Origin of the sequence: Streptomyces sp. NBC_00012, assembly GCF_045040875.1 — a bacterium.
In the GTDB taxonomy this organism is placed as follows: Bacteria; Actinomycetota; Actinomycetes; order Streptomycetales; family Streptomycetaceae; genus Streptomyces.
In genome coordinates this window covers 8,333,435-8,358,942 of the sequence record NZ_CP108309.1, presented here as the reverse complement: position 1 = coordinate 8,358,942, position 25,508 = coordinate 8,333,435, and the positions used below count along the sequence as shown (strand labels likewise).

Below are 25,508 nucleotides of genomic sequence, written 5' to 3'. Positions count from 1 at the left end.
TGCTGCGGGTCCGATGCCGACACACCGGACCCGCAGCACGCCGAAGTGCGGTCAGGGACTCTTGAAGTCCACCGCGTCCACGTCGAACGAGTTGTCCTGCGGGGACGTGAAGACGAGGTACAGCTTGTGAGTTCCCTTCAGTTCCTGGACCGGCACGGGCGGCGTCGCCTGGTAGTTGTCCCAGCCACCCGTGTTGGGCACCGGGGTGGTGGCGAGCAGCGGGCCGTCGGCGGCGTCCGCTCGGAGTTCGATCGCGCCGACCCCGTTGGGTGAGGACAGCCGGTAGCTGACCGTGCCGATGCCTTCGACGCTCATCGGGTCGAAGGCGACCCAGTCGCCGTCGGAGACGTCTCCGATCCGCTTGCCGTTCTCGGCTCCTTCCTGGGCGACGATCCGGGTGCCGGACTGGGCGTCGTAGTACTCCGCCTGCTTGTGCTTGGGCTGGAGCACGGCGCGGCCGTAGCCGGTCAGGGCGGAGACGCCGTCGCCGCCCTTGTCGGTGTACTTGGCGTTGAGTACGTAGGTGAGGTCCGCGCCTTCGGGGTGGCCGCCCAGATCACCGGTTTCCACGGTCCCCTCGCAGCCGGGGATGTCGGTGGTGGGATGCTCGTGGTCGTCGTGGCCCAGGGCGGGGTTGATGGTGACCTTGGAGCAGTCGACCGGGCCGTCCTCGGGGTCGGTGACCGTGACCTTGTACGGGATCTTGTCGCCGAACTCGATGAGTTTGCCGCTGACCGGGAATTCGATGGTCACCTTCGGTGCCGTATTGCCCGCCGTGACGGGGATGTTGGCGTAGCCGGACTTGCCGGTGGAGTCGGTGACCTTCAGCTGGGCGGCGAAGTCGCCCCTGGCCGTGTAGGTGTGGCTGGGGGACGCCTCGGTGGAGTCATAGGTGCCGTCGCCGTCGAAGTCCCAGGCGTAGCCGAGCGCGTCTCCGTCCGGGTCGCTGCTGCCCTCGCTGGAGAAGTCGACCTTCAGCGGCACGGGGCCGTCAGTGGCGGAGGCGGCGGCCTTGGCCACCGGTGCGCGCCGGCCCTGTGCGTAGTCGACGCGGTAGAGCCCGGAGTCGTTGTTGCCGCCGCCGAACGAGCTGCCCCATTCGAGGACGTAGAGCGAGCCGTCGGGCCCGAACGTCATGTCCATCGGCTTGTTGAACTTCTGGGAGGAGAGGAAGTCATTGATCTTCAGGACCTTCTGGTCCTTGTCGAAGCGGACTTCCTTGACGTAGTTGCGCGACCACTCGTAGAAGAAGCTTGCGCCCTCGAAGTAGGCGGGGAACTTCGTGGTGGACGGGTTCTTTCCGTCGTAGTGGTAGACCGGTCCGCTCATCGGGGCGGAGCCGCCGCTGCCGACCTCGGGGAACTCCTCGGATGCGCCGTAGCCGTACCAGATCTCCGGCTGCTGGACGGTCGGGAGTTCGGTCAGACCGGTGTTGTTGGGCGAGGGGTTGACCGGGTTGGCGCAGTCGAACTTGGGGCCGACTTCCTTGGTGTCGGGGTTGTACGGTGCGTATGCCTGGTTGTTGCCGTGGCAGAACGGCCAGCCGAAGTTGCCCGCCTTCTTGATGACGTTGTACTCGACGAGGCCCTCGGGTCCCCGGTCGGTGGTGGGCAGTCCGCGGTCCGGGCCGTAGTCGGAGGCGTGGACGTAGCCCGTCCTGGGGTCGACGGTGAAGCGGAACGAGTTGCGGAAGCCCATCGCGTAGATCTCGGGTCGGGTCCTGGCCGTGCCGGGGGCGAAGAGGTTGCCCTTGGGAATGGTGTAGCCGCCGGAGTCCTTCGGCTTGATGCGCAGGATCTTGCCGCGCAGGTCGTTCGTGTTGCCCGCGGTGCGGGCGGCGTCCAGCATCTGCTTGCCCTCGCGCCAGTCGAGCGGGGCGTATCCCTGCCAGTTCGGGTCGAGGTTGGGCGGGGTGTCGTCGCCGACGCCGAGGTAGAGCGTGCGGCCGGGGCCGAATTCGACGGCGCCTCCGGTGTGGCCGGGCTCGGGGAAGCTGCGGTCGCGGTAGGCGGGGACGTCGAGGAGCTTCTTCTCGCTGGCGGGGTCGAGGGTGTTGCCCTTGACCGTGAAGCGGGAGAGCCGGTTGACGTCCTCGGAGGCGCCCGCGGGGGCGTAGTAGAGGTAGATCCAGTGGTTCTTCGTGAAGTCCGGGTCGAGCTCCATGCCGACCAGGCCGTCCTCGCCGCCGGTGTAGATGTCGAGCTTTCCGGCGGTGGTGGTGGCGTGGGTCGCCGGGTCGTAGATGTTGATCTCGCCGCTGCGCTGGACGTAGAAGACCCGTCCGTCCTTGGCGACGTCGAGTTCCATCGGGTCCGCGGTGTTGTCGTCGAGGGTGACCTTCTCGTAGCCGCTCCAGACGGTGCCGCCGCAGTCGCCGGGCTTGTTGCCCGCGGCCCACTCGAGGCCGCCCATCACATGGGTACGGAAGGCGGCTTCGCTGTACGAGGCGGTGTCGTGGCCCATGGCGGTCGCCCAGACCCGGCCGCCCTCGGTGTTGCGGCACCAGGAGATCGGGTGGTCGGCGCCCATGGCGGAGCCGCCGGGGTTGTACGTGGTCTCGTCGGCGGTGACCAGCACATGGACGTCACCGCGGGGGTTCCGGTCGAAGTTGTACCACTCCTCGGGGCGCTCCCAGCGTTCGGGGAGTCCCGCGGTGGAGGGGTGGACGCGGTCGGCGACCTTGGCGGTGCCCTGGAGGACACCGGGTGAGTGGGCGGGCATGTGGACGCCGCCGTTGATGGCCTCGTCCCACCAGGGGAAGCTGTCCTCGATGCCCATGTCGAGGGTGTTGTGGAGGGCGACGACGCCGCCACCGCCACGTACGTAGGTCTGCATCGCTTCGCGCTGGGCGTCGGTGTCCCAGACCATGCCGGAGTTCTGCAGCATGACGATGACGTCGAAGTCCTTGAGCTTCGCCGGGTCGAAGACCGCGGGGTCGGCGGTCTCGACGAGCTCGAAGCCGCCTGCCGCCGCCTCCTGCTCGAACATCTGGATCCCGGCCGGGATGGAGGCGTGCACATAGCCGACGGCGCGGGTGAAGAGCAGAGCGCGGAAGGCGGGGGCCTTGCCGGTGGTGGCTGCGGTGGCGGGCAGTGCGGTCAGCGCGAGGAGCAGTGCTCCCACCAGCGCGATGAACGTACGCCGCATGTCGCGGACATGACAGAGCAATCGTTGACGGCTCACGAGCGGGTCCTCTCTCTGCGGATTGCGGACGGGCGGAGTTACGGGACAGTGCTCAGGGCGTGGCGCAGGAAGGCCAGGCCGTCGGTGGCGATGCTGTCCTGGGTGCCGGCGAGCGGCCGCCAGACCGAGGCGGCGACCGCGATGGTGTCGTTGTGCGCGGTGAAGGACTCGATACAGAGCGGGCCCCAGTACCCGCACGTGGTGAGCGCGGCAAGGAAGCCGGGCCAGTCGAGGGAGTCGGCGCCGGGAGTGCCCCGGTCGTTGGCGCACACCTGGACGTGGACGATGCGGCCCGCCGCGCGGTGTATGGCGCCGGGCAGCGAGCGTTCCTCGATGTTCTGGTGGTACACGTCGAGCGCGAGGCCGATCGTGTTCTCGGGGAGCCCGGTCAGCGCTTCCAGGGTCTGGTCCACGGTGTTGAGCAGGCTCGTCTCGTACCGGTTGAGGGGTTCCACGGCGAGCCGCACCCCCGCCATGCGGGCGTGCTCGACGACGGGGGCGAGGTTCTCCCGCAACTCCTCGTACGCGGCGGCACGTTCGGCGCGGTCCATCCGCCAGGTGCGGCCCACCGCCGCATACATGGGTCCGGCGACGGTCGGGGCGCCGAGGGCCCGGGCGGCGTCGACGCACCGGTACAGGTAGTCCTGGGTGACCCGGACGATCTGCGGGTCGGTGCGGACGAGGTCGCGGCCGGGCGGCATGACGGCAATCACCGCGGCGGGGGCGAGCCCGGAGGCGTCGAGGAGCTTGGCCACGGATGCGGGCGCCCAGTCCCGTTCGTTCTCCAGCGGGATCTCGACGCAGTCGAAGCCCCACGCGGACAGCTTCGGCAGCACGTCGCCCAGCGTTTCGTACGTCACCGGCGAGTGCCAGATCCACGGGTTGGCACCGAGCGGGAAGGCGGCGGTCACTTCTTGCCTCCCCATTTCTCCGGGAATCCGGGGAGGTTCTCGCATCCGCACATGGCGTAGTGCAGCGGCGGCATGCCGGGCTTGTAGTACCGGTCCAGGGTGTCCTGGGTGACGGTGGGCTGCGGGAGCTTCCACTCCTTGGGGACCTGCTGCCCCTTGAGGATCCTCAGCGCGGCGATGATCGGCGTGCGCCACTGGAAGGTGGGGTACGAGGGGGCGATCGCGGTGAGCTTCTTCTCCTTCCATGCCTGGAGGAAGTCCTGCTGATCCTCGCCGGTGATGGGCGGTACGTCCTTGCCCGCGTCCTCGAACGCCTCGACGGCGGCGACGGAGGTCGCTCCGGAGTCCATCCAGACTCCGTCGATGTCGCCGTTGCGGGTGAGTGCGTCGGTGACGATCGCCTTGGTCTTCGCCGGGTCGCCGTCGGTGAACTTCACGTCCACGACGTCGAGTCCGCTCCTGTCGAACGCGAGCTTCGCCGCGGACCAGCGGGTCTCCAGCACATCGACGCCAGGGGAGATCCGCAGTGCGAGAATCTTCCCCTTGGGCTTCACCTTCGCGACGAGGAAGTCGGCGGCGACCGCCCCGTATCCGTAGCCGCCGATCGGATTGATGAAGGTGACGGCGCAGTCGGTCACGACGCCCCGGTCGAAGACGATCACGGGCACCTTTCCGCAGGCCTGCTCGACGGCGGGAGTGAGGGTGGCCGTGGTGTTCGGGGAGACGATCAGGGCGTCGCAGTCCTGGCCGGCGAGCTCCTGGATGTCGGAGATCTGCTTGTCGTCCTTGCCCTGCGCGTCGAGAACGGTGAACTCGGCGATCTCCTTGTGGAGCGCGGCCTCGGCCCGCATGTTCTTGAGGCCGACCTGACGCCAGGGGTTGAAGACCCCGGCGTTGGAGAAGCAGAGCCGGATTCCGCCGGAGCCCTTCCTCCTGTACTGGGCGGTGTCGACGAGCTCCGGGCGGAGCATCTGCTCCCACGGCCTTCCGGCGGGCCCCTGCGGGGTCACCCCGGCGAGGCCGAGCTGACGGTCGTACTCGGCCCGGTCGAAGAACTCCGACTGCTTGCCGGTGCCCGGGTCGCCCGTGCTGCCGCTCGCTCCGGCGGCGGGCGCGTCGGGCGGTGCGTCGCTGGTGCAGCCCGCGAGCAGGGCCGCGCCGAGCAGGGCGGCGACCGGCGCGAGGAAGTGTCCGAGCTTTCGCGTACTCATGAGGTTTTCGCTCCCGGGGGTTCGTTGCCGCGGCGGCGCAGCCGGGACCAGTCGGCTGCGCCGAGGGCGACGGCTGCGATGACGATGACGCCTTGCACGGTCGACTCCAGTGCGCCGGAGACGCCCTGGAGGTTGAGCAGGGTGAACAGTGCCTGGAGCGAGAACGCCCCGGCCATCGCCGCGAGGACGGAGCCCCGGCCGCCGCCGAGCACCACACCGCCCAGGACGACAGCGGTGATCGCCTCGAACTCGTAGCCCCGGCCCGCCTGCGCCGACACTCCGGAGAAGCCGCCGACGAGTACCGCCGCGAGCGCGGCCGCGACGCCGGAGAGGACGAAGGCGATGGTCCGGGCCCGTACGACCCGTACTCCGGCGAGCGCCGCGGCGCGTTCGCTGTCGCCGGTGGCGAGGAGCGTACGGCCGAAGTCGGATCGCATCAGGCGTACGGCCAGGAGGCCCGCGACGACGCAGGCGAGTACGGCCCACGGCAGCCAGCCGAACACGGTGCCGCGCCCGAGCCTGCGGAACTCCGCGGGCAGCGCGCCGTGCGGTGAACCCCCGGTCCAGAAGAAGACGGCACCTTCGAGGATCAGCATCATGCCGAGCGTGGTGATGAAGGAAGGCACGCGCAGCAGGGTGGTGATCAGTCCGCTGACGAGTCCGGCGAGGGCTCCGGCGAGCAGCAGGACCGCGGTGACGAGCAGCCAGGGTGCGGCCGGGAACGAGCCGTACAGTTCGGCGGCGACGACCACCCCGGCGGTGACGATCGCCCCGACGGAGAGGTCGAACTCGCCGCAGACGATGACCAGGTACTGGCCGGCCGCGAGGATCACGAGGGGTGCGGCGCGCTTGACGAAGGAGAGGAAGCGGTCGGGTTCGTAGAAGCCCGGGTCGGTCAGGGCGAGTGCGGCCAGGAGCACCGCGAGCAGGAGGTAGACGGGGGTGCCGGTGGTGAGGGCGCGCAGGACACGGCGGCCGGCGGGCGCCCGGGCGACGGTGGTCATGCGGTCCTCCCCTGCGGGGTGCGGCGGCCCCGCGCGTAGAGGGCGACGGCCGCGATGATGACGACTCCCCGGACGACGTTCTTGAAGAAGGGGTCCACGGACAGCTGGTTGAAGACGCTGTCGAGCACGGCGAGGACGAGTACTCCGCCGAGGGTGCCCGCCACTCCGCCGCGCCCGCCGGCGAGCGCGGTGCCGCCGAGGACGACGGCGGCGATGGACTCCAGGTCGTAGCGGGCCTCGGTGCCCGCCCAGGGAGCTCCGGCGCCGAGCCGTGCGGCGAGGAAGAGCGCCGCGGCACCGACACACAGCGAGCACAGGAGGTGTGCGGTGACGACGGTGCGCCGGGTGCGTACGCCGGAGAGCCGGGCGGCGTGCTCGTCGCCGCCGGTCGCGTACATGTGGTGACCGAGCCGGGTGCGGCGGGTGATCAGCCAGAGGGTGACGGCGACTGCGAGGAGGAGGAAGAGGGAGACGGGGACCGGCCCGATCCGGTCGTAGCCGAGGTGCTGGAAGGAGGCGGGGACCTTGCCCGCGGGGCCGGTGTAGTTGTCCTCGATCCAGCCGCGCAGGATGAAGGCCGTGCCGAGGGTGGCGATGAAGGCGTTGACCTTGAGGCCGGTGACGATCAGCCCGTTGGCCAGGCCGACGGCGGCGCTGAGGGCGAGGACGGCGATCACCGCGACGAGCACGCTGCCGCTCTCCATCGTCTCCGCGGCGACGAGGGTGCCCAGGCTGATGAGGTAGGCGACGGAGAGGTCGAGCGATCCGGTGAGGATGACGACGGACTGGCCGACGGCCACGAGGCCGAGGGCGACGCAGTTCTGGAGGATCGTCACCACGTTGGTCACGGTCAGGAAGTCCCCGCCGCGGGCCGCGACGACGATCCAGCCGAGCACGGTGACGGCGAAGGCGGCGAGCCAGACCCCGGCCACCGGGCCGGTGAGGCGCGGGCGGGCCGTCCGCAGCGGGTCGGTGCGGGGCCGGGTGCCCAGGTCGGGGCGGAGTGCGGTCATGCTGCTCCCTCCGTGGCACGGTCGCCGCCGGTGGCGACGCGCATGACCGCCTCTTCCGTGGCTCCGGCGGGCAGTTCGCCGACGAGGCGGCCTTCGGACATGACGAGAATGCGGTCGCTCATGCCGATCAGCTCGGGCAGTTCGGAGGAGATGATCAGTACGGCGAGGCCCTCGCGTGCCAGTTCCCGTACCAGGGTGTGGATGGCCGCCTTGGCTCCGACGTCGACGCCGCGGGTCGGTTCGTCGAAGAGCAGCACCCGGGGGCCGGCGGCGAGCCATTTGGCGATGACGACCTTCTGCTGGTTGCCGCCGGACAGGTACTGGACCTGCTGGTCCTCGCCGTGGGCATGGAGGCGTACGCGCTCCAGCAGCGCGGTCACCTCGCGGCGGGCGGCCGGTCCGCCGCGCGCGGGGACGGCGCGGGTCACGAGCAGCGCGTTGTCGGCCACGGACTGGTGCAGTGCGAGGCCCTCCCCCTTGCGGTCCTCGGTGACCAGCGCGATCCCGGCCCGGACGGCTTCGCGGGGGTTCGCCGGGCGCAGTGGCTGCCCTCCGACGGTCATGGTGCCCGTGGTGAAGGGGGCGGCGCCGAACAGCGCGCGGGCGAGGGAGGTCCGGCCGGAGCCCTGGAGACCGGCGACGCCGACGACCTCGCCGGCCCGCAGGGTCAGATCGATGCCACCGATCCTGGAGTTGCCGCCGCCGCGCACCGTGAGCCGCTCCTCGCCCGGCTCTCCCGGGCCGGCCCGGGGCGGGTAGTAGGCGCCGAGTTCCCGTCCGACCATGGCGCGTACCACCGTGCCGGCGTCGGTGTCCCGGGTGTCGAGAGTGGTGACGCGGCGGCCGTCCTTGAGGACGGTGATGCGCTGCGAGAGGTCGAAGACCTCGCGGAGCCGGTGCGAGATGTACAGGATGCCGATTCCGCGGGCGGTGAGACGCCGTACGAGGGCACCGAGTCGCTCGACCTCGTGGTCGGCGAGTGCGGCGGTGGGCTCGTCCATCACCAGGATGCGGACGTCCGATGCAAGGGCCTTGACGATCTCCACGGTCTGCCGGCGTGCGACCGACAGCTCATGGACGGGGGTCCGCGGGGTGATGCCGGTCTCGTCGAGTTCGGCGAGGAGTTCGGCGGTGCGCCGCTCCATGGCGCGCCGGTCGACCAGTCCGTACCTGGTCGGTTCGCGGCCGAGGAAGACGTTCTCGGCGACCGTGCGGTGCGTCAGGAGTGCGAACTCCTGGTGGATGATGCCGACCCCGGCGGCCTGGGCCTCGGCCGGGTGGCTGAAGGAGTGGACGGTGCCGTCGATGGTGAGGGTCCCCTCGTCGGGTAAGTGCTCGCCCGCGAGGATCTTCATCAGGGTGGACTTTCCGGCGCCGTTCTCCCCTACCAGGGCATGCACTTCTCCGGCTTCGAGGTCGAGCCCCACCCCTTCGAGCACACGCAGCCCGAGGAAGCTCTTGGACACACCCTGCATCGTCAGCATCGAACTGCTCCTCGCTCAGTGGTCTGCAGAGCAGAGTCGTGACAGGCATTGGGAGTGTCAAGAGCTCAAGCACCTTTGTTTTGTGGTCACTTGGACCGTACTTATGCCGATGACCGAACACTGGATGCCTTGTGAGCAGCGGAAGTCGTCCCTAGGGTGACTGACATGTCTTCGCCGTCGGATCGCAATTCCGCTGCCGCATCGCACTCGCCCGGCGAGGTGCTCGCACTGATCGGTTCGGGGGCGGTCGCGACCCGTGCCGACATCGCCCGGGTCACCAAAATGGCTCGCTCGACGGTCTCCCAGCGGGTGGACGCGCTGATCGCGCACGGCCTCGTGGACGAGGACGTCGACGGCGGTTCCACGGGCGGCCGGCCGCCTCGGCGGCTGGCGCTGCGCACGCGCGAGCACGCGGTGGCCGGGGTGGACCTGGGGGCCTCGCACTGCCGGGTGGCGCTGATGGACATCGGTGGGACCACACTCGCTTCGCACGAGGAACCGCTGTCGATCGGGGACGGCCCCGATTCCGTGCTGCGGCACGTGGAACGCACCGTGCGCGCTCTGCTGGAGGAGACCCGCCGGGAGCCGAGGACGCTGCGGTCCATCGGCGTCGGGGTGCCGGGTCCGGTGGAGTTCTCCACCGGCCGTCCGGTCGATCCGCCGATCATGCCGGGCTGGCACCAGTACCCGATCCCGGAGTTCTTCGCCTCCCGCTTCGGGGTGCGGGCGCTGGTCGACAACGATGTGAACGTGATGGCGCTGGGCGAGCAGCGGCGCGCGTTCCCGGACTGCCGCTATCTGCTGTACATCAAGGTAGGTACGGGGATCGGCTGCGGAATCGTCGCCGACGGAAAGCTGCACCGGGGTGCGCAGGGGTGCGCGGGCGACATCGGCCATATTCGGGTCGGGGATCTCGACGATCCCTGCCGGTGCGGCAACTCGGGCTGCCTGGAGGCCGTCGCGGGCGGTGCGTCACTGGCGGCGAAGCTGGTCGCTCTGGGGCTGGACGCGACGTCGGGCAGTGACGTCGTACGTCTGGTGCGGTCCGGGAACCGGGACGCCGTGCGGATGGTCCGGGAGGCCGGGCGAGCGGTCGGTGAGGTCCTCGCCGGTCTGGTGAACTTCTTCAATCCGGACACGGTGGTGATGGGCGGCGCCCTGGCCGCCGTGCACGACCAGTTGCTCGCGGGGGTCCGGGAGGCGGTGTACCGGCGCTCGCATCCGCTGGCCACCCAGCTGCTGCGGATCGAGCCGAGCCGTACGGGTGAGAACGCGGCGGCGGTGGGGGCGGGGATACTCGCGATCGAGCACGCGCTTTCTCCCGCGCAGGTGAACCGGCTGGTCGCGGGGTGAGCGCAAGTGCCCCTCCGGGTACGGACTGCGTGCGCGGAGGGGCACTGATGACGCGTCAGGTGGTCATGCCGGAGCCATCAGGTCCCACCGGGCCTCGAACAGTACGCACCGGTACTGCGCCCAGCTCCCGTCGGCGACGCCCGCGTCCCCGGCCGCGACGCACTCCTGCTGGGTGTCGAACGAGCCGGAGACGTCCCAGCCCTGCGCCCCGGTCTCGGAAGCGGCGGCGGCCGAGGCCGTCGCGACGGTGACGGCGGCTGAGGCGGCGGTGAGTGCGAGCGCCATGGCGACTCCCGCGGCCGTGGTGGCGGCGGTCCTGGTCAGCTTGTGCATGAAGGCCTCCTTCTCGGCTGTACGGCTTCCCGGCGTTCCGTCGCGGCTGCGACGGCTCCGGCACGTTCTCAGCGGGTGCGCACGATGTCCACGTCGGACGCCTTCACGAAGGCGACCCGGTGGCCGATCTGCACCGTCACGTACTTCTCCTTGCCACGGAAGTACGCGTGGTCGAGCGGGTACGAGGAGTCGATCGTCGGTGCGTAGAAGAATCCCGTCGGCGCCTCGCCGCCACCGGGGTAGGACTGGCCGGCCTTGATCGTGTACTGGAGCGGCGCTCCCGCCCTCTTGTCCGCGAAGTCCGCCGGGTACTCGGACTTCTCCGGGTACGCGACCCCGTACACCGGCACGTCCGTACGGCCGGCCTTCGGCCTGACGACGTAGCCGGAGGTGGGCATGGTGTTGCGGCTGCGGGCCGGGGTCTGGAACCAGGCCTTCTGGCCGTACCACCAGATCGCGGTCCAGCCGGGGGCCCGGTCCGCGACGACGGCCTGCTGGGTGGCGCTGATCTTGCTGCCCCAGTCGGCGACGCAGTTCGTTCCGGGCGAGCCGTCGGTGTGGAGGCCGGGGTCGGAGAAGAGGGGCGCGTCGGCGGACGGAGCGGTGTGCAGCGGGACGGCGCTGGAGCCCTGGACCGGCAGGTCGACGCCCTTCTCGCAGTCACGGAAGGCCTGCTGGTTCTTCTTGAAGTCCGGGCTGACGGTGATCAGTTCGCTGCTCCTGGGGGCGCTCGGCACGGTGGGTTTGCCGAGCAGCGCCATGAAACGGTTCCAGTCCCAGTACGTGCCCGGGTCCCAGTGCATGTTCTTGGTGCCGGACGCGCTGGTGGGCGGCACTCCGTCGTGGCCGATGATGTGCTGGCGGTCGAGCGGTATGTCGTACTTGGCGGCGAGGTAGCGCACCAGCTCGGCGGTCGAGCGGTACATCTCGGGGGTGTACCACTTGGCACCCTCGACGGCGACGCCCTCCTGCTCGATGCCGATGGAGTGGCTGTTGACGTACCAGTTGCCGGCCTGCCAGGCGACGTCCTTGCCCTTGACCATCTGCGTGACATGGCCGTCGCCCGAGCGCACCACATAGTGGGCGGAGGTCTGCTTCAGCGGGTTCTGGAAGATCTTCAGGGTGGTGTCGAAGTCTTCCTCGGTGTCGTGCAGAACGATGAATCTGACCTTGTTGGTGTGCGGCCGGTCCGCGGTGTCGTAATTCCCGTACGTCTCCTTGTCGGCCGGGTCACCCGTCTGCTGGTAGGCCGCCGGTACCCAGTCGCACGAGAGGCTGCGCGGGCATTCCGGTCGCACCCCGTCCGCACCGGCCTGTGCCACGGGGCTGAGCAGCGCCATGCTCAGTGCGCCGACACCTGTCAGCGCGAGTGCGAGTCCGGTCCTCTGCTTGGACGTCATGACAACCCTTCTTGGAGCCGTGCGTGTTGGAGCCGTGCCTGAGCCGATCTCACTGATCCGCTGTGCGCGCACACTCTCCGACCTGAGATGACAGCGCGTCAAGGGATCCGTGGAGGTCGTGGGTCGAGCCAGTGGACCAGACCACTGACGGGGTGTCTGACCTGCAAGGGAAAGATTCAACCGGTGGCCCTCGACGGCCTGTTGCCCCGGTTCCGGGAGGCGTCCGGGCGACCGGCCGGGCACACCCGAGCCTCACTCCTGCGCATGCCTTTTATCTGACTAATCCCGAATGTGCGTGCCTCGAACGGCCGAAGGGTAGTGCTCGCGCCGACACGATCACGCCCGCGCGAACTTCGCGCGGCGATCCAGGAGAGGCCGTACGCACATGGCTCAGCCCTTCACCCTGCCGGACTTCTACGTTCCGTATCCGGCGCGGCTCAACGTCCATGTCGAGGAGGCCCGGGTACACACCAAGGAGTGGGCGCGCAGCATAGGGATGGTGGAGGGTTCGGGCATCTGGGAGGAGAAGGACATCGACTCCCACGACTACGCGCTGCTGTGTGCGTACACCCACCCCGACTGCTCGGCCGAGGCGCTCTCGCTGGTGACCGACTGGTACGTGTGGGTCTTCTTCTTCGACGACCACTTCCTGGAGCTCTTCAAGCGCAACCCCGACCGTGAGGGCGCCAAGCGCTATCTGGACCGGTTGCCTGCGTTCATGCCGATGGACCGCGGGGCCCCGATGCCGGAGCCGGCCAATCCGGTCGAGGCGGGGCTGGCCGATCTGTGGACGCGTACGGTGCCGAGCATGTCCGACGCCTGGCGGGCGAGGTTCGCCGTGGCGACGGAGAACCTGCTCAACGAGTCGCTGTGGGAGCTCTCCAACATCGACGGGGGACGCATCGCCAATCCCGTCGAGTACATCGAGATGCGCCGCAAGGTGGGCGGCGCCCCGTGGTCGGCGAGTCTCGTGGAGTACGCGGCGGATGCCGAGGTCCCCGAGGCGGTGGCCGGCGAGCGTGCGCTGCGGGTGCTGCGCGACGCCTTCTCCGACGCGGTGCATCTGCGTAACGACCTCTTCTCGTACCAGCGCGAGGTGGAGGACGAGGGCGAGAACAGCAACGGTGTGCTGGTCCTGGAGCACTTCCTCGGCTGCACCACGCAGCAGGCCGCCGACGCGGTGAACGATCTGCTGACGTCCCGTCTCCAGCAGTTCGAGAACACCGCGCTCACCGAACTCGGTCCGCTCTGCGCGGAGAAGGGGCTCGGCCCGGCGCGGACCGCGGCGGTGCTCGCGTACGTGAAGGGCTTGCAGGACTGGCAGTCCGGCGGCCATGAGTGGCACATGCGCTCCAGCCGCTACATGAACGACGGCGCGGTCGAAGCGGCCACCACCGGCTTCGGGATGACCGCGGCGTCGATCCGGTTCACCTCACGCTCGGAGGCGGCCCGGCTGCGCAGCCACACCCATGTGCCCTACCAGCGCGTCGGCCCGTCGCTGCTGCCCGACATCGAGCTGCCCTTCGGGACGACGCTCAGCCCGCATCTGGACGGGGCGCGGGTGCGCATCGTCGACTGGTCGCGCCGGATGGGCATTCTGGAGGCACAGCCGGGGGTGCCCGGTTCGCACATCTGGGACGAGCAGCGGCTCCTCGCGACCGATCTGCCGCTGTGCGCTGCGGGCCTGCACCCTGACGCGACACCGCAGGAGTTGGACCTCTCCTCGCAGTGGCTGACCTGGGGGACGTACGGCGACGACTGGTTCCCGGTGGTGCACGGACGGGCCCGCGATCTGGCGGGGGCCGAGCTCGCCAACGAGCGGCTCTCGCTGTTCATGCCCCTGGACGGGTCCGGGACGCCCGAGCCGGTCAACGCCCTGGAGCGGGGGCTCGGTGATCTCTGGGCGCGGACCTCGGCCCCGATGGACGCGAGCGGGCGCCGCGCGTTCCGCAAGTCGGTCGAGGACATGACCGCGAGCTGGGTGTGGGAGCTGGCGAACCAGGTGCAGAACCGTATCCCGGACCCGGTGGACTACGTCGAGATGCGGCGCATGACGTTCGGCTCCGACCTCACGATGAGCCTGTGCCGGCTGGGTCACGGCAGGAAGGTCCCGCCGGAGGTCTACCACAGCGGACCGCTGCGCTCCCTGGAGAACGCGGCGGCGGACTACGCGTGCCTGCTCAACGACCTGTTCTCGTACCAGAAGGAGATCGAGTTCGAGGGTGAGGTGCACAACGGCGTCCTGGTCGTGCAGAACTTCTTCGGGGTGGACTACCCGACCGGGGTGGCGATCGTCCACGACCTGATGAAGTCGCGGCTGAGGGAGTTCCTGCACGTCGCCGAGCAGGAACTCCCGGTGCTCTACGACGACTTCGGGCTGGACGCGGAGGCTCGGAAGATCCTGGCCGGGTACGTGCTGGAGCTGAAGCACTGGATCGCGGGCATCCTGATCTGGCACCGGGACTGCCGGCGCTACCAGGAGCAGGATCTGCTGCGCGGCACCGGCACCCCGTGGCACATCAGCGGCCCCACGGGGCTCGGTGTTTCGGCGGCGCGGGTGACCGCGCTGTTCGCTCAGCCCTCGGCGATCAGTGTGTAGCGGTTGCCGGCGCGTGCCTTGAAGACCTTCTCTCCGCCCGCGAACAGCGAGCTGCGGACGGTCACTTCGCGGGTGCGGCTCGCCGCGATCACCACACGGCGGGCCTGCCCGGCGGCCCATTCGATGTCGACGGTGAAGCCTCCTCGGGCCCGTAGTCCGCGCACCGATCCGTCCGGCCAGCCCGAGGGCAGGGCGGGCAGGATGTCGACGGTGTCGTGCTGGCTCTGCAGCAGCATCTCGGCGATGCCCGAGGTCGCGCCGAAGTTGCCGTCGATCTGGAACGGCGGGTGGGTGTCCCAGAGATTGGGCAGGGTGGAGCTCTTCAGCTGTTCGGCGAGCATGCGGTGGGCGTGATCACCGTCGCGCAGCCGCGCCCAGAAGTTGATCTTCCACGCCTTCGACCAGCCGGTGCCGCCGTCACCGCGCGCCCCGAGGGAGACCTCGGCCGCCCGTGCCCACGCGCTGCCGGGTTCGATCTGGCGGCCGGGGTGGAGGGCGAAGAGGTGCGAGACATGGCGGTGGGTGTCGGCCGGGTCGTCCCGGTCGGTCTTCCACTCCTGGAGCTGCCCCCACGACCCGATCCGCAGTCCGGGGTCGAGCCGTTCGAGGGCCGTCTCCAGCCGGCCCCGGAAGGCCGGTGTGTCGCCGAGGGTGCGGGCGGCCTCCAGGGTGTTGGTGAGCAGGTCGTGCACGATCTGCTGGGACATCGCGGCACCGGCGGTGAAGTCGCCGTGCTCGGGTGAGTAGCTGGGGGTGACGACGAGCAGTCCGTCGCGCGGGTCGGTGCGCAGATTGGCCAGCCAGAATTCGGCCGCCTCCTTCATCGCCGGGTAGGCGGTGGAGCGCAGGTAGTCGGTGGATCCACTGAACCGGTAGTGCTCGTACATCTGCTGGGTGAGCCAGGCGGCCGCCTCCGGGAACCAGAAGGCGGTGGACCAGTCGTGGACTCCGGTGAAGCCGTACGGGTTGGTCTCGTTGTGCACCACCCAGCCGACCGTCCCGAACATCTCCTTCGCCGTCCTGCGGCCGGGGGCGCGCATCGCCTCGATGCAGCGGTCGTACGGTGCGGTGGTCTCGGCGAGGTTGGTGACCTCGGCGAGCCAGTAGTTCATCTGCAGGTTGATGTTGCTGTGGTAGTCGGCCGACCAGGGCGGGGTGGTCGAGTTGTTCCACACGCCCTGGAGGTTGGCGGGAAGCGAACCGGCCCGTGAGGAGGCGATCAGCAGGTAGCGTCCGTACTGGAAGAACAGCGCCTCCAGGGCCCGGTCGGCCGGGCTCGTTCCGCCCGTGTAGGCGGTGAGCAGCCGGTCGGTCGGCAGGTCGGGCAGTTCCTGGCCGATGTCGAGTGCGACCCGGTCGAAGAGGGCGCGGTGGTCGCGTACATGGGCGTCGCGGACCTTCTCGTAGGAGGTCCGGGCGGCGAGGTCCACGGCGGTGGTGACCTCGGTGTGCGGGTCGTCGCCACGGTAGGCGGGGTAGCTGTCGGCGTAGTCGGTGCCCGCGGCGAGGAAGAACCAGGCGCTGTCCGCGCCGGTGACGGTGAGGGTGCCGTCCGCGCCCGCGGTGACGGTGCCGCCACTGGTCCGGACGCGGATCTGGGCCTCGAAGCGCAGACCGTTGTCCGTCAGGGCGCCACGTACGGTGAGCCTGTCCCGGTCGGCGGTGACGGTGCAGTCGCTGCGGGGCGAGGTGTAGCGCAGGGTGAAGGAGACCCGCCCCGGACGGTCTGCGCCGAGGCGGCCCGCGATGACCCTGCCCGGATGGGAGACGAAGAACTCCCGCCTGTGCCTGGCCTCTTGGTGGGTGTAGGTCACGGCGGCAAGAGCGTTGCGCAGGTCGAGGGTGCGGCGGTAGGAGGCGTCGGGGGCGGCCGGGGCGTCCGGCAGGTCCAGTCTCAGGTCGCCGAAGACCTGGTAGGCGCCATAGCCGCGCCGGGGCTGCCCGAGTTCGGCGGCGACGGCGTCCGGACCGAGAGCGCCCTGGCTGTCGAGGCGTTGCTGTACGCCGGCGAGTGCGCCGGGCCTGGGAGCGGTCCAGTTCCCGAAGTCGTAGCCCTGGGCGGAGCCTGGGCCGCCGGTCCACAGGGTCTTCTCGTTGAAGGTGAGCCGCTCGGAGGCGAGTGTCCCGAACACACTGGCGCCAAGGGCACCGCCGCCGATGGGCAGCGACTCGCGCTCCCAGTCGGCGGCCGGCGCGTCGTACCGGAGCATCGGCTCCGCCTGTTTCTTCGAGTGGGTGGCGCCCACCGATTCATCGGAGGTACCGGCAGCAGCAGCCGTGCCGGAAAGGGAAGGAATTCCCAGTGCCAGCACACCGGTTGTCCCTATCGCAGTCTTCACGGTGGTACGTCGCGTGATCCCGGATGTCATGCGGCCGACGGTAAAGGTCCGACGACTAGCTCGACAAGGAGCATGACAAAGCGGCCTCTTGGACGGAGGCCGCGAGCACTTGGACGGATGTCGAGTTGTGCGCCCCGCCGGCCGCCCGCTTCGTGCGGACGGCCGGCGGTGGGGCGAATCTCAGCCCTGCTGGAACAGCTCGGCGGGCAGGGGCTTGAGCAGGGTGTACAGATCGTCGGTGATCGGCCGGTCCCAGCTGGCGATGGTGACGAGCACGCCGTCACTGCGGTCGAACTGGACGCAGGAGATCCGGCTCTCGGAGAGCTTCACGCGGCGCACGATCAGCAGGTTGTCGCCCTGCATCACGGGCATGTCCTCCGTGCCGGTGACCTCGACCGGCTCGTCGTTCTCCAGCGCGAGCAGCAGCTGGGCGACCTCGAACGGGACCTGGCCCTCCTCGGTCTCGCGGGCGGGCGAGCCCTCCGGGAGGTTGCCGATGATCATCGCGGGGCCGCGGCCGCCGAACAGGTCGTAGCGCAGGAAGACGCCCTGGCAGCTTCCGTCGGGCGCGGGCAGCAGACCGGCGCCGAGGTTTCCGGGCCAGTCCCCCGGGTCCATGGCCAGGACGTCGAAGTCGGGGCCCGCGGGTGTGGCGGCGCTACGGCGGCGGAGGAAGGACATGCAGACATGTTACGTGTCCGGGCTCACCTCGCGGAGCCGGGTCGGCGCAGGCCGGGGCACCGACGGGTACACGGGCCGGGTTCAGACCGGTCCGCGGCCCGGCTCCGGGGAGGATTCCGCGGCCAGCGCTTCCAGCACGCGGACGGCCTCCGCGGCCCGGCCGTACGGGACGAACAGGTGGTCGTGATGGAATCCGGCCACCACATTGCAGCTCAGCCCCGCGTCGGTGAGCGCCAGGGACACCGCGGCGGTGAGCCCGACCGCGTCCGGCGCGGAGTGGACACGGAGGGTGATCCACGCCGCCGCGAAGTCGTGGGGCAGCCCCGCCGCGATCGCTTCCTTCTCCGGGAGGACCAGTGTCAGCCCTTCGGCCTCGGTGACCGTGACGACGGGCCCGACGCCGGCCGGCAGGGCACTGCCGGGCACGGTCGTGAAGACATAGCGGCCGGGGTTCAGCTCCGGTCGCAGTCCGCTCAGCAGGGTTCGGAGATCACGCTCACCACTCACAGCGACCACGCTACCCACGGTGTGCGGTCCGCACCGGCGGCGTTCGGCACCGCCGTACCGCCGATCGGGTGGTCATGGGCGGCGGGTCACGGTCCGGCACGCCCGCGCCCGGAGCCGCGTCACGGCGCGGCGCGCCCTCGGGTGAGGTCGAACTCGCCTTCGCGGGCGTTCACCCCGAAGGCGCGCCATTCCGCCGGGGTGAAGACGAGCGACGGGCTGCCGGGTTTCCCCGCGTTGCGCATCGCGATGAATCCCTCGACGAAGGCGATCCGGATGTCCCCGCGCCCTGACTGCCCGACCACCACTGCGCGTTGCCGAGATCGAGACCCGGCTTCTCCCAGCCCGCGAAGGGCTGCTGGGCCGTGGTGCGCTCCGCCACGTCGGCTCCTCCCGCTTTTGTCGTCCCGGGCCAAAGGGCAGTCACCCCCGACAGTCCCGGACAGGGCGCGAAGGGGGCTTCCGCCGGCCCGGGACCGGCCGTGTCAGCTGCTGGGCGGCCCGGGACCGACCGTGTCAGCTGCTGGGCGGCTCGGCTCCGACCAGCCACATGGAGAAGAACTGCGCCCCGCCCCCGTAGGCGTGGCCGAGCGCCTTCCGGGCCCCCGCCACCTGGTGTTCGCCCGCCTGTCCCCGTACCTGCAACGCGGCTTCGGCGAAGCGGATCATGCCGGAGGCGCCGATGGGATTGGTGGAGAGCACTCCGCCCGACGGGTTCACCGGCAGGTCGCCGTCGAGTTCGGTGACGCCGGACTCGGTGAGCTTCCAGCCCTCTCCCTCGTCGGCGAAGCCCAGGTTCTCCAGCCACATCGGCTCGTACCAGGAGAAGGGCACGTACATCTCCACGGCGTCGATCTCCCGCCGCGGGTCGCTGATGCCCGCCTGCCGGTACACATCGGCGGCGCAGTCCCGGCCCGCCCGCGGCGAGACGAAGTCCTTTCCCGCGAAGAGTGTCGGTTCGCTGCGCATCGCGCCGCCGTGCACCCAGGCGGGCGGATGCGGCGAACGGGCCGCTCCGGCACGGTCGGTGAGGACCATCGCGCAGGCCCCGTCGGAGGACGGACAGGTCTCCGAGTAGCGGATCGGGTCCCAGAGCATCGGTGCCGACCGGACCTTCTCCAGGGTGATGTCCGGGTCGTGGATGTGTGCGTACGGATTCTTCAGCGCGTTGCGGCGGTCCTTGTACGCGACGAGGGAGCCGACCGTGTCCGGCGCCCCGGTCCGGCGCATGTACGCCCGCACGTGCGGGGCGAAGAAGCCGCCCGCTCCGGCCAGCAGCGGCTGCTGGAACGGGATGGGCAGCGAGAGCCCCCACATGGCGTTGGACTCGGACTGTTTCTCGAAGGCGAGGGTGAGGACGGTGTGGTGCACCCGCGCGGAGACCAGATTGGCGGCGACGAGTGCGGTGGAGCCGCCGACCGAGCCCGCCGTGTGCACCCGGAGCATCGGTTTGCCGACCGCGCCGAGGGCGTCGGCGAGATAGAGCTCCGGCATCATCAGGCCCTCGAAGAAGTCGGGTGCCTTGCCGATGACGACGGCGTCGATGTCCGCCCAGGTCAGTGCCGCGTCCTCCAGCGCGCGGACGGCGGCCTCGCGGACGAGTCCGGCGATGGAGACGTCCCGGCGCGCGGACACGTGCTTCGTCTGGCCGATGCCTACGACGGCCACGGGCTCCTCAGGCATGAGCGCTCTCCCCTTCGAGGACGGCGACCAGGTTCTGCTGGAGGCAGGGCCCGGAGGTGGCGTGGGCGAGTGCCCGGTCGGACTCGCCTCGGTGGATGCGGGCGGCGGCCTCGCCGAGGCGGATCAGCCCGGCGGCCATGACGGGATTGGCGGCGAGCGCGCCGCCGGACGGGTTGACGTCGACGCTATCGTCGAGCCGGAGCACCTTGCGCAGCACCACCTCCTGGGAGGTGAACGGGGCGTGCAACTCGGCGGTGTCCACCGGGCGTTCGAAGACCCCGGCGCGGGTCGCCGCGAGCCGGGTGGACGGAGAGTCGGTCAGCTCCCGCACGCCGAGGGAGTGGGCCTCGATGCGGTGGTCGATGCCACGGATCCAGGCGGGGCGGGGGCACAGGGCCCGTGCGGTGTCACCGGCGGCGAGGATGACGGCGGCGGCGCCGTCGCCGATCGGTGGGCAGTCACCGGTGCGCAGCGGCTGCACGACGTAGTCGCCGGCCGGGACCGGTCCCTTGAGCTGGGCGTGCGGGTTGTCCGCCGCGGCGGCGCGGCTGCGGTGGGCGATCGCGGCGAGGGCGGCCTCGTCCGTGTCGCCCGCGTCGATCAGTGCCCGGGCCTGCAGGGCGGCGAGCGCCACGGAGTCCGGCCAGAGCGGACCGACGTAGTAGGGGTCGAGCTGGCGGGTGAGGACGTCGCGTACCTCGCCGGGCGAGGACTTTCCGTAGGAGTAGACGAGCGCGGTGTCCGCCTGGCCCGTCTGGATCTTCACCCAGGCCTCGTACAGCGCCCAGGCTCCGTCCATCTCCACATGGGACTCGGAGATCGGCGGGTGGGCGCCGACACCGTCGAGCGCCATGGTGAAGGAGAAGGCCCGGCCCGCGAGGTAGTCGCTGGAGCCGGAGCAGGTGAAGCCGATGTCGCTCGCCCTGAGCCCGGTCGCGTCGAGGACCTGGTGGAGGACGGGCATCAGCATCTCGACTTCGGAGAGTTCGTCGGTCTGGCGCCGATGGTCGGTCTGTGCGAAGGCGACGATCGCCACGTCTCGCATCTAGAGCAGCTCCTTGTACGCGTCGTAGTCGGCGTCCGGCTCGCCGGTCGGCCGGTAGTGATCGGGATGCCGCCCGCCCTCGGTCCACACGGGTTCGACGCGCAGGCCCATGCGCACCTGGTCGTACGGGATGCCGCCGATCCGGGCGTGCAGCGCGAGATCCGCGCCGTCGAGCGCGATGTGCGCGTAGACGTAGGGGACTTCGATGTCCAGATTCTTGGCCTTGATGTTGACGATGCAGAACGTGGTGACGGTGCCGCGCGGGCCGACCTCGACCTGTTCGGTGGTGGCGACACCGCAGGTGGGGCAGGCGCCGCGGGGTGGTACGTACACCTTGTGGCAGGACGGGCAGCGCTCGCCGACGATGTGCTGCCGGGACAGTGCGTCGAGGTAGGCGCTCTGGGCGCGGCCGGGGGTGTACCGGTAGTCGAGCCGGGCCGGGGTGACGATGCCGGTGACCGGGTCGGTGAACTCGCCGTCGTGCGGGGCGAATTGCCCGTTGTCCTCACCGTCGTACGGCTCGAAGCAGGCGATGTCGGTGATCGCGCCGGTGCGTTCGGCGGCCCAGCGGATCCGTACCCGCATGCCGGTGCGTACGGCGTCGGGGCCGGGGGCGTCGAGGGCGTGCAGCAGTGCGGTGTCGGCGCCGTCGAGCCGGACCAGGGCCCAGGCGAAGGGGGTGGCGAGGGGCTGCGCGGGTCGGGGGGCGGGGTTCCAGGCCCAGGTGGTGACGGTGCCGGTGGCGGCGACCTCGGTCAGTTCATGGAGTTCTTGTGCGGTGACGGGGTCGTACTCGACGGGCGGGACCAGGACCTTTCCCCCGGCGGTGGTCACGCCGAGGACGGTGCGTTCACGCAGTCCGGTGAGGAAGGCGCTCTGGACGGGCCCCAGGGAGCGGGTGAAGGGGAACTCGACCACCAGCGGTGCGCTGAGGGCTTCGGGCACGGTTGCCTCCTGGGCTCAGGTGCGCCGGTAGACGGGCGGGCGCTTCTCGGCGAAGGCGCGGGCGCCTTCCTTGGCGTCGTCGGTCGCGAACACCGGCCAGCCGCGCTTGAGTTCGGCGGCCAGCCCTTCGGTCTCGGTCATCTCGGCGGTCTCGTACACGGATGCCTTGACGGCTTCGACGGCGAGGGGTCCGCAGGCGTTGATCCGTTCGGCGACGGCGAGGGCCTCGTCCAGTGCCGTGCCGTCGGGGACGACCCGTCCGATCAGTCCGATGCCGGCCGCTTCCGCGGCGCTGTACGGACGTCCGGTGAGGAGCATTTCGAGCGCGTGCGTCCGGGCGATCTGGCGCGGCAGCCGGACCGTCGACCCGCCAATGGGGAAGAGACCGCGCTGCACCTCGAACAGCCCGAAGGTGGCGCCCGCGCCGGCGATCCTGATGTCGGTGCCCTGGAGGATCTCCGTGCCGCCCGCGACGCAGTGGCCCTCCACGGCGGCGATGACCGGTTTGCGCGGGCGGTGGTGGCGCAGCATCGCCTTCCAGTGCAGATCGGGGTCGGCGGTCATCCGGTCCCGGTACTGCTCACCCTCCATTCCCTTGCCCGCCAGGGCCTTGAGGTCCATGCCGGCGCAGAAGCAGCCGCCCGCGCCGGTGAGAATCACCGAGCGGACGGTGTCGTCCTCGTCCGCCGCCAGCCAGCCGTCGTAGAGCCCGACCAGCATCGGCAGCGAGAGGGCGTTCTTCGCCTCCGGCCTGTTCAGGGTGAGCACCAGTGTGGCGCCCTCGCGCCGCACGGCGAGGTGTTCCGTACCACCCATTGTCCGCCTCCCGTCTAAAGACCTAGAACAGGTTGCAGTAGGTGGTGGCCCAGTTCAATAGTTTTCTGACAGCTAGTCAGATTTCCTTGCGGCACCCCTTCCCAGTTACGCCTCCCGGCGCTCTAATGACCGCCGAGCCAGTCAGCTTCCGGGGTCAGGAGGAACGGTGGAGTACAACCTTGCCGACCTGTTCGAGTCGGTCGTCGACGCGGTCCCGGAACGCGAGGCGCTCGTCTACGTCGACCATCCCGGCACGGGCGCGGAGCGCCGGCTGACGTATGCGGAGCTGGACGCGGCGGCCAACCGTCTGGCCCACCATCTGATCGAGGCGGGCATCACTCCGGGCGAGCATCTGGGGCTGCACCTCTACAACGGGGTGGAGTACGTCCAGACGGTGCTGGCCTGCCTGAAGGCCCGCATCGTCCCCGTCAATGTGAACTACCGCTACGTGGAAGAGGAGTTGATCTACCTCTACCGTGACGCGGATCTGGCCGCGCTGGTCTTCGACGCCGAGTTCGACGAGCGGGCCGCGGCCGCCGCGCCGAAGGCCCCGGGCCTGCGTCATCTGGTGCGGGTGGGCGCGCCGGAGGCGGGGGCCCGGGGCCCCGAGGCCGTCGCGTTCACCGACGCCGAGGCGGCCGGGAGCCCGGAGCGCGGCTTCCCGCCGCGGTCCGCCGACGACCAGTTCATCATCTACACGGGCGGCACCACCGGAATGCCCAAGGGGGTGATGTGGCGCCAGGAGGACCTCTTCTTCTCCGGTCTCGGCGGGGGCGCGCCCACCGGTGAGCCGGTGAAATCTCCGCAGGAGCTGGCCGAGCGGGTCGCCGCGGGCGGTGACGGGATCACCTTCTTCCCCACTCCCCCGCTGATGCACGGCACCTCGACGCTCACCGCCTTCATCGGTTTCAACTTCGGGCAGCGGGTCGTGGTCCACCGCAAGTTCGTGCCGCAGGAAGTGCTCCGTACGATCGAGAAGGAGAAGGTCACCAGTGTGTCGCTGGTGGGCGACGCGATGCTGCGGCCGCTGATCGACGCCCTGAAGGGCCCACTGAAGGGCACCGACTGCTCGTCACTGTTCTCGGTGTCGAGTTCGGGCGCGATCATGTCGGACTCGGTGCGCGCCGAGCTCCAGGAACTGGTGCCGACGGTGATGCTGCTGAACAACTTCGGTTCGTCGGAGTCCGGGTTCAACGGCACGGCGACGGCCGACTCGGGTCCGGAGAAGGGATTCCGGCTCCGGGTCAACTCCCGTACGGCGGTGGTCGATCCGGCGACGTACGAGCCGGTGGCTCCGGGTGAGCCGGGGCGGATCGCCCAGCGCGGGCACGTGCCGCTCGGCTACTACAACGACCCGCGGAAGACCGCGGAGACCTTCTTCAGGCGGGGCGACGAGCGATGGGTCCTGCTCGGGGACATGGCGACGGTCGACGAGGAGGGCATCGTCACGGTCCTCGGCCGCGGCTCGCAGTGCATCAACACCGGGGGCGAGAAGGTGTACCCCGAGGAGGTCGAGCAGGCGCTGAAGGCCCACCCGGACGTGTACGACGTGCTGGTCGCCGCGGCGCCCGACGAACGGTGGGGCAATCGTGTCGCGGCGGTGGTGCAGCTGCGCGAGGGGGCGGCCGAGCCCTCCCTCGACGATCTCCAGGCCCACTGCCGGACCCGTCTGGCGGGCTACAAGATCCCCCGCCGGCTGGTGATCACCCGCCGGATCCAGCGCTCGCCGAGCGGGAAGGCCGACTACCGGTGGGCTCGCTCGGTCGTCGCGCCCCGGCGCGAACCCGGGGAGTGAGAGCCGGGGGCACCCGCGCGCCGGCCCGACCACCTGGCGGCGCAGCCCGCTTAACCCATTCGCGCACGCTGCGAACCCATCCGCTCACCCTATGTGGCAATGGGTGGAGATCGCCCATAGCTTCGGCTCATGAAGAAACGAACCATCAAGGTCCTTGCCCCGGTCGCGATCCTCTCGGCCGCGGGGTGCGGAATGTCCTCCGCCTCGGCCACGGACTCGTACGAGGTCCGTCCGGGCGAGTCGATCCAGAAGGCGGTGGACGCCGCCCAGCCGGGTGACACGATCGTCCTGCTGCCCGGCACGTACCGGGAGAGCGTCCTGGTCACCAAGGCCGACCTGACCCTGCGCGGCTCCGGCAGCAAGACCGTGATCCGGCCGGCCGAGCCGGGCACGAAGGCCGCCGACGCCTGCGCTAAGGCCGGCAGCGGAATCTGCGTCCAGGGCCGGTCGGGCAGAACCGTGGACGGCGTCCGCGTCGAATCGCTGACCCTCTCCGGGTTCAAGCAGAACGGCGTCTGGGCCTCCTGGACCGACCGGCTGACCGTCCGCCGGGTCACCTCCGAGCACAACGGTGTCTGGGGCATCGCCCAGGAGCGCTCCACCCGCGGCGCATTCATCGGCAACACCGCCCGTGCCAACGGCGACGCCGGCATCTTCGTCGCGAACACCGTCGACAAGGAGGGCGGCGCCACCGACACCCGGGGCACCGAGGTCCGGGACAACGCGCTGAAGGACAACCGGATCGGATTCACCGCCAGGCGAGTCCGGAACCTGTCGGTCCACGACAACAGCGTCTCCGGCAACTGCACCGGTGTGTTCGTCGTGGGCGACGAAGGAAAGCCGCAGGCCGGCGCCATGACGATCGAGTCCAACAAGATCACCGGCAACAACAAGTTCTGCTCCGCGACGGAACGGCTTTCGGCCCTCCAGGGCTCCGGCATCGTGCTCACCGGCGCCGCGGACACCAAGGTGCGCTCGAACACCATCCGCGACAACTCCGGCGCCACCCCGATGTCCGGCGGTGTCGTCCTGTTCAAGAGCTTCGTGGGCACGAAGAACACCGGCAACGCCATCAGCGGCAATGTCGTGCTCGGCAACAAGCCGGCCGACCTCGCCAATGGGGACACCGGCAAGGGCAACACCTTCACCGACAACGTCTGCGCCAAGTCCGCACCGGCCGGCATGTGCTGAGCGGTGCACCCCCGCACG

At 70.1% G+C, this 25,508-nt stretch carries 19 protein-coding genes and 1 pseudogene; 4 read left to right on the top strand and 16 right to left on the bottom strand.

Annotation, left to right across the window (positions count from 1 at the left end):
- Window positions 1–51: 51 nt before the first annotated feature.
- The 6 genes from OHA19_RS37630 to OHA19_RS37605 all read right to left on the bottom strand — a co-directional run bounded on the left by OHA19_RS37630 (window position 52) and on the right by OHA19_RS37605 (window position 8,806).
- Window positions 52–3,147 (bottom strand): ThuA domain-containing protein, encoded by a 3,096-nt coding sequence (locus OHA19_RS37630; RefSeq protein WP_405721180.1) that lies wholly within the window; start codon window positions 3,145–3,147, stop codon window positions 52–54.
- A gap of 74 nt (window positions 3,148–3,221) precedes the next feature.
- Window positions 3,222–4,094, bottom strand: a complete 873-nt coding sequence (locus OHA19_RS37625) for a sugar phosphate isomerase/epimerase family protein (protein ID WP_405708527.1) — start codon at window positions 4,092–4,094, stop codon at window positions 3,222–3,224.
- Complete coding sequence (locus OHA19_RS37620; protein ID WP_405708529.1) at window positions 4,091–5,305, bottom strand: ABC transporter substrate-binding protein; 1,215 nt, start codon at window positions 5,303–5,305, stop codon at window positions 4,091–4,093. The genes OHA19_RS37625 and OHA19_RS37620 overlap by 4 nt, the downstream gene beginning before the upstream one ends.
- Window positions 5,302–6,309 carry an ABC transporter permease gene (locus OHA19_RS37615; RefSeq protein WP_405708532.1) on the bottom strand — a complete coding sequence of 336 codons (1,008 nt, stop codon included), beginning with the start codon at window positions 6,307–6,309 and terminating at the stop codon, window positions 5,302–5,304. Before OHA19_RS37615 ends, OHA19_RS37620 begins: the two co-directional genes overlap by 4 nt.
- The gene (locus OHA19_RS37610; RefSeq protein ID WP_405708535.1) at window positions 6,306–7,322 is read right to left on the bottom strand and encodes an ABC transporter permease; all 1,017 of its coding nucleotides are present in this window, start codon (window positions 7,320–7,322) and stop codon (window positions 6,306–6,308) included. The genes OHA19_RS37615 and OHA19_RS37610 overlap by 4 nt, the downstream gene beginning before the upstream one ends.
- Window positions 7,319–8,806 carry a sugar ABC transporter ATP-binding protein gene (locus tag OHA19_RS37605; RefSeq protein ID WP_405708539.1) on the bottom strand — a complete coding sequence of 496 codons (1,488 nt, stop codon included), beginning with the start codon at window positions 8,804–8,806 and terminating at the stop codon, window positions 7,319–7,321. The genes OHA19_RS37610 and OHA19_RS37605 overlap by 4 nt, the downstream gene beginning before the upstream one ends.
- 165 nt (window positions 8,807–8,971) lie before the next feature.
- Here OHA19_RS37605 and OHA19_RS37600 point away from each other — a divergent pair, with 165 nt between their 5' ends.
- On the top strand, window positions 8,972–10,159 hold the full coding sequence (locus tag OHA19_RS37600; RefSeq protein ID WP_405708542.1) for an ROK family transcriptional regulator: 1,188 nt from the start codon (window positions 8,972–8,974) through the stop codon (window positions 10,157–10,159).
- Between the two features lie 63 nt (window positions 10,160–10,222).
- Here the strand turns inward: OHA19_RS37600 and OHA19_RS37595 are convergent, their stop codons facing one another.
- Complete coding sequence (locus tag OHA19_RS37595) at window positions 10,223–10,492, bottom strand: hypothetical protein (RefSeq protein ID WP_405708545.1); 270 nt, start codon at window positions 10,490–10,492, stop codon at window positions 10,223–10,225.
- 68 nt (window positions 10,493–10,560) lie between these two features.
- On the bottom strand, window positions 10,561–11,892 hold the full coding sequence (locus OHA19_RS37590) for an N-acetylmuramoyl-L-alanine amidase (protein WP_405708548.1): 1,332 nt from the start codon (window positions 11,890–11,892) through the stop codon (window positions 10,561–10,563).
- A 385-nt stretch (window positions 11,893–12,277) separates the two neighbouring features.
- Between OHA19_RS37590 and OHA19_RS37585 the strand changes: the two genes are divergently transcribed.
- Window positions 12,278–14,491, top strand: a complete 2,214-nt coding sequence (locus OHA19_RS37585; protein WP_405708551.1) for a germacradienol/geosmin synthase — start codon at window positions 12,278–12,280, stop codon at window positions 14,489–14,491.
- On the opposite strand, the gene OHA19_RS37580 is transcribed toward OHA19_RS37585, so the two are convergent.
- The 8 genes and pseudogenes from OHA19_RS37580 to OHA19_RS37545 form a co-directional block, all read right to left on the bottom strand.
- Window positions 14,467–16,701 (bottom strand): glycosyl hydrolase family 95 catalytic domain-containing protein, encoded by a 2,235-nt coding sequence (locus tag OHA19_RS37580; RefSeq protein ID WP_405721183.1) that lies wholly within the window; start codon window positions 16,699–16,701, stop codon window positions 14,467–14,469. The genes OHA19_RS37585 and OHA19_RS37580 overlap by 25 nt on opposite strands.
- A 309-nt stretch (window positions 16,702–17,010) precedes the next feature.
- Window positions 17,011–17,511: a hypothetical protein gene (locus tag OHA19_RS37575; RefSeq protein WP_018550733.1), complete on the bottom strand. Its 501-nt coding sequence runs from the start codon at window positions 17,509–17,511 to the stop codon at window positions 17,011–17,013.
- A gap of 81 nt (window positions 17,512–17,592) precedes the next feature.
- Window positions 17,593–18,018, bottom strand: a complete 426-nt coding sequence (locus OHA19_RS37570; protein ID WP_405708554.1) for an ACT domain-containing protein — start codon at window positions 18,016–18,018, stop codon at window positions 17,593–17,595.
- A gap of 119 nt (window positions 18,019–18,137) precedes the next feature.
- A pseudogene (locus tag OHA19_RS37565) lies at window positions 18,138–18,397 on the bottom strand (DUF397 domain-containing protein).
- A 134-nt stretch (window positions 18,398–18,531) separates the two neighbouring features.
- On the bottom strand, window positions 18,532–19,698 hold the full coding sequence (locus tag OHA19_RS37560; protein ID WP_405708557.1) for a thiolase domain-containing protein: 1,167 nt from the start codon (window positions 19,696–19,698) through the stop codon (window positions 18,532–18,534).
- Entirely contained in the window at window positions 19,691–20,743 is a 1,053-nt protein-coding gene (locus OHA19_RS37555) for a thiolase domain-containing protein (RefSeq protein ID WP_405708559.1), read from the bottom strand. Before OHA19_RS37555 ends, OHA19_RS37560 begins: the two co-directional genes overlap by 8 nt.
- Window positions 20,744–21,688 carry a Zn-ribbon domain-containing OB-fold protein gene (locus OHA19_RS37550; RefSeq protein ID WP_405708562.1) on the bottom strand — a complete coding sequence of 315 codons (945 nt, stop codon included), beginning with the start codon at window positions 21,686–21,688 and terminating at the stop codon, window positions 20,744–20,746. It lies immediately after the preceding gene.
- 15 nt (window positions 21,689–21,703) lie between these two features.
- Complete coding sequence (locus OHA19_RS37545) at window positions 21,704–22,504, bottom strand: crotonase/enoyl-CoA hydratase family protein (RefSeq protein ID WP_405708565.1); 801 nt, start codon at window positions 22,502–22,504, stop codon at window positions 21,704–21,706.
- Between the two features lie 166 nt (window positions 22,505–22,670).
- Between OHA19_RS37545 and OHA19_RS37540 the strand changes: the two genes are divergently transcribed.
- Window positions 22,671–24,299, top strand: coding sequence for an acyl-CoA synthetase (locus OHA19_RS37540; protein ID WP_405708568.1), 1,629 nt, complete (start codon window positions 22,671–22,673; stop codon window positions 24,297–24,299).
- A 129-nt stretch (window positions 24,300–24,428) separates the two neighbouring features.
- Window positions 24,429–25,490, top strand: coding sequence for a nitrous oxide reductase family maturation protein NosD (locus OHA19_RS37535; protein WP_405708571.1), 1,062 nt, complete (start codon window positions 24,429–24,431; stop codon window positions 25,488–25,490).
- Window positions 25,491–25,508 lie beyond the last annotated feature (18 nt).

Coding starts and splice junctions, on each gene's coding strand:
- OHA19_RS37630 (WP_405721180.1), bottom strand. CDS start 3,147: ATGCGGCGTACGTTCATCGCGCTGGTGGGAGCACTGCTCCTCGCGCTG.
- OHA19_RS37575 (WP_018550733.1), bottom strand. CDS start 17,511: ATGTCCTTCCTCCGCCGCCGTAGCGCCGCCACACCCGCGGGCCCCGAC.
- OHA19_RS37585 (WP_405708551.1), top strand. CDS start 12,278: ATGGCTCAGCCCTTCACCCTGCCGGACTTCTACGTTCCGTATCCGGCG.
- OHA19_RS37595 (WP_405708545.1), bottom strand. CDS start 10,492: ATGCACAAGCTGACCAGGACCGCCGCCACCACGGCCGCGGGAGTCGCC.
- OHA19_RS37535 (WP_405708571.1), top strand. CDS start 24,429: ATGAAGAAACGAACCATCAAGGTCCTTGCCCCGGTCGCGATCCTCTCG.
- OHA19_RS37605 (WP_405708539.1), bottom strand. CDS start 8,806: ATGCTGACGATGCAGGGTGTGTCCAAGAGCTTCCTCGGGCTGCGTGTG.
- OHA19_RS37555 (WP_405708559.1), bottom strand. CDS start 20,743: ATGCGAGACGTGGCGATCGTCGCCTTCGCACAGACCGACCATCGGCGC.
- OHA19_RS37615 (WP_405708532.1), bottom strand. CDS start 6,309: ATGACCACCGTCGCCCGGGCGCCCGCCGGCCGCCGTGTCCTGCGCGCC.
- OHA19_RS37620 (WP_405708529.1), bottom strand. CDS start 5,305: ATGAGTACGCGAAAGCTCGGACACTTCCTCGCGCCGGTCGCCGCCCTG.
- OHA19_RS37600 (WP_405708542.1), top strand. CDS start 8,972: ATGTCTTCGCCGTCGGATCGCAATTCCGCTGCCGCATCGCACTCGCCC.
- OHA19_RS37560 (WP_405708557.1), bottom strand. CDS start 19,698: ATGCCTGAGGAGCCCGTGGCCGTCGTAGGCATCGGCCAGACGAAGCAC.
- OHA19_RS37590 (WP_405708548.1), bottom strand. CDS start 11,892: ATGACGTCCAAGCAGAGGACCGGACTCGCACTCGCGCTGACAGGTGTC.
- OHA19_RS37580 (WP_405721183.1), bottom strand. CDS start 16,701: ATGCTCCGGTACGACGCGCCGGCCGCCGACTGGGAGCGCGAGTCGCTG.
- OHA19_RS37545 (WP_405708565.1), bottom strand. CDS start 22,504: ATGGGTGGTACGGAACACCTCGCCGTGCGGCGCGAGGGCGCCACACTG.
- OHA19_RS37610 (WP_405708535.1), bottom strand. CDS start 7,322: ATGACCGCACTCCGCCCCGACCTGGGCACCCGGCCCCGCACCGACCCG.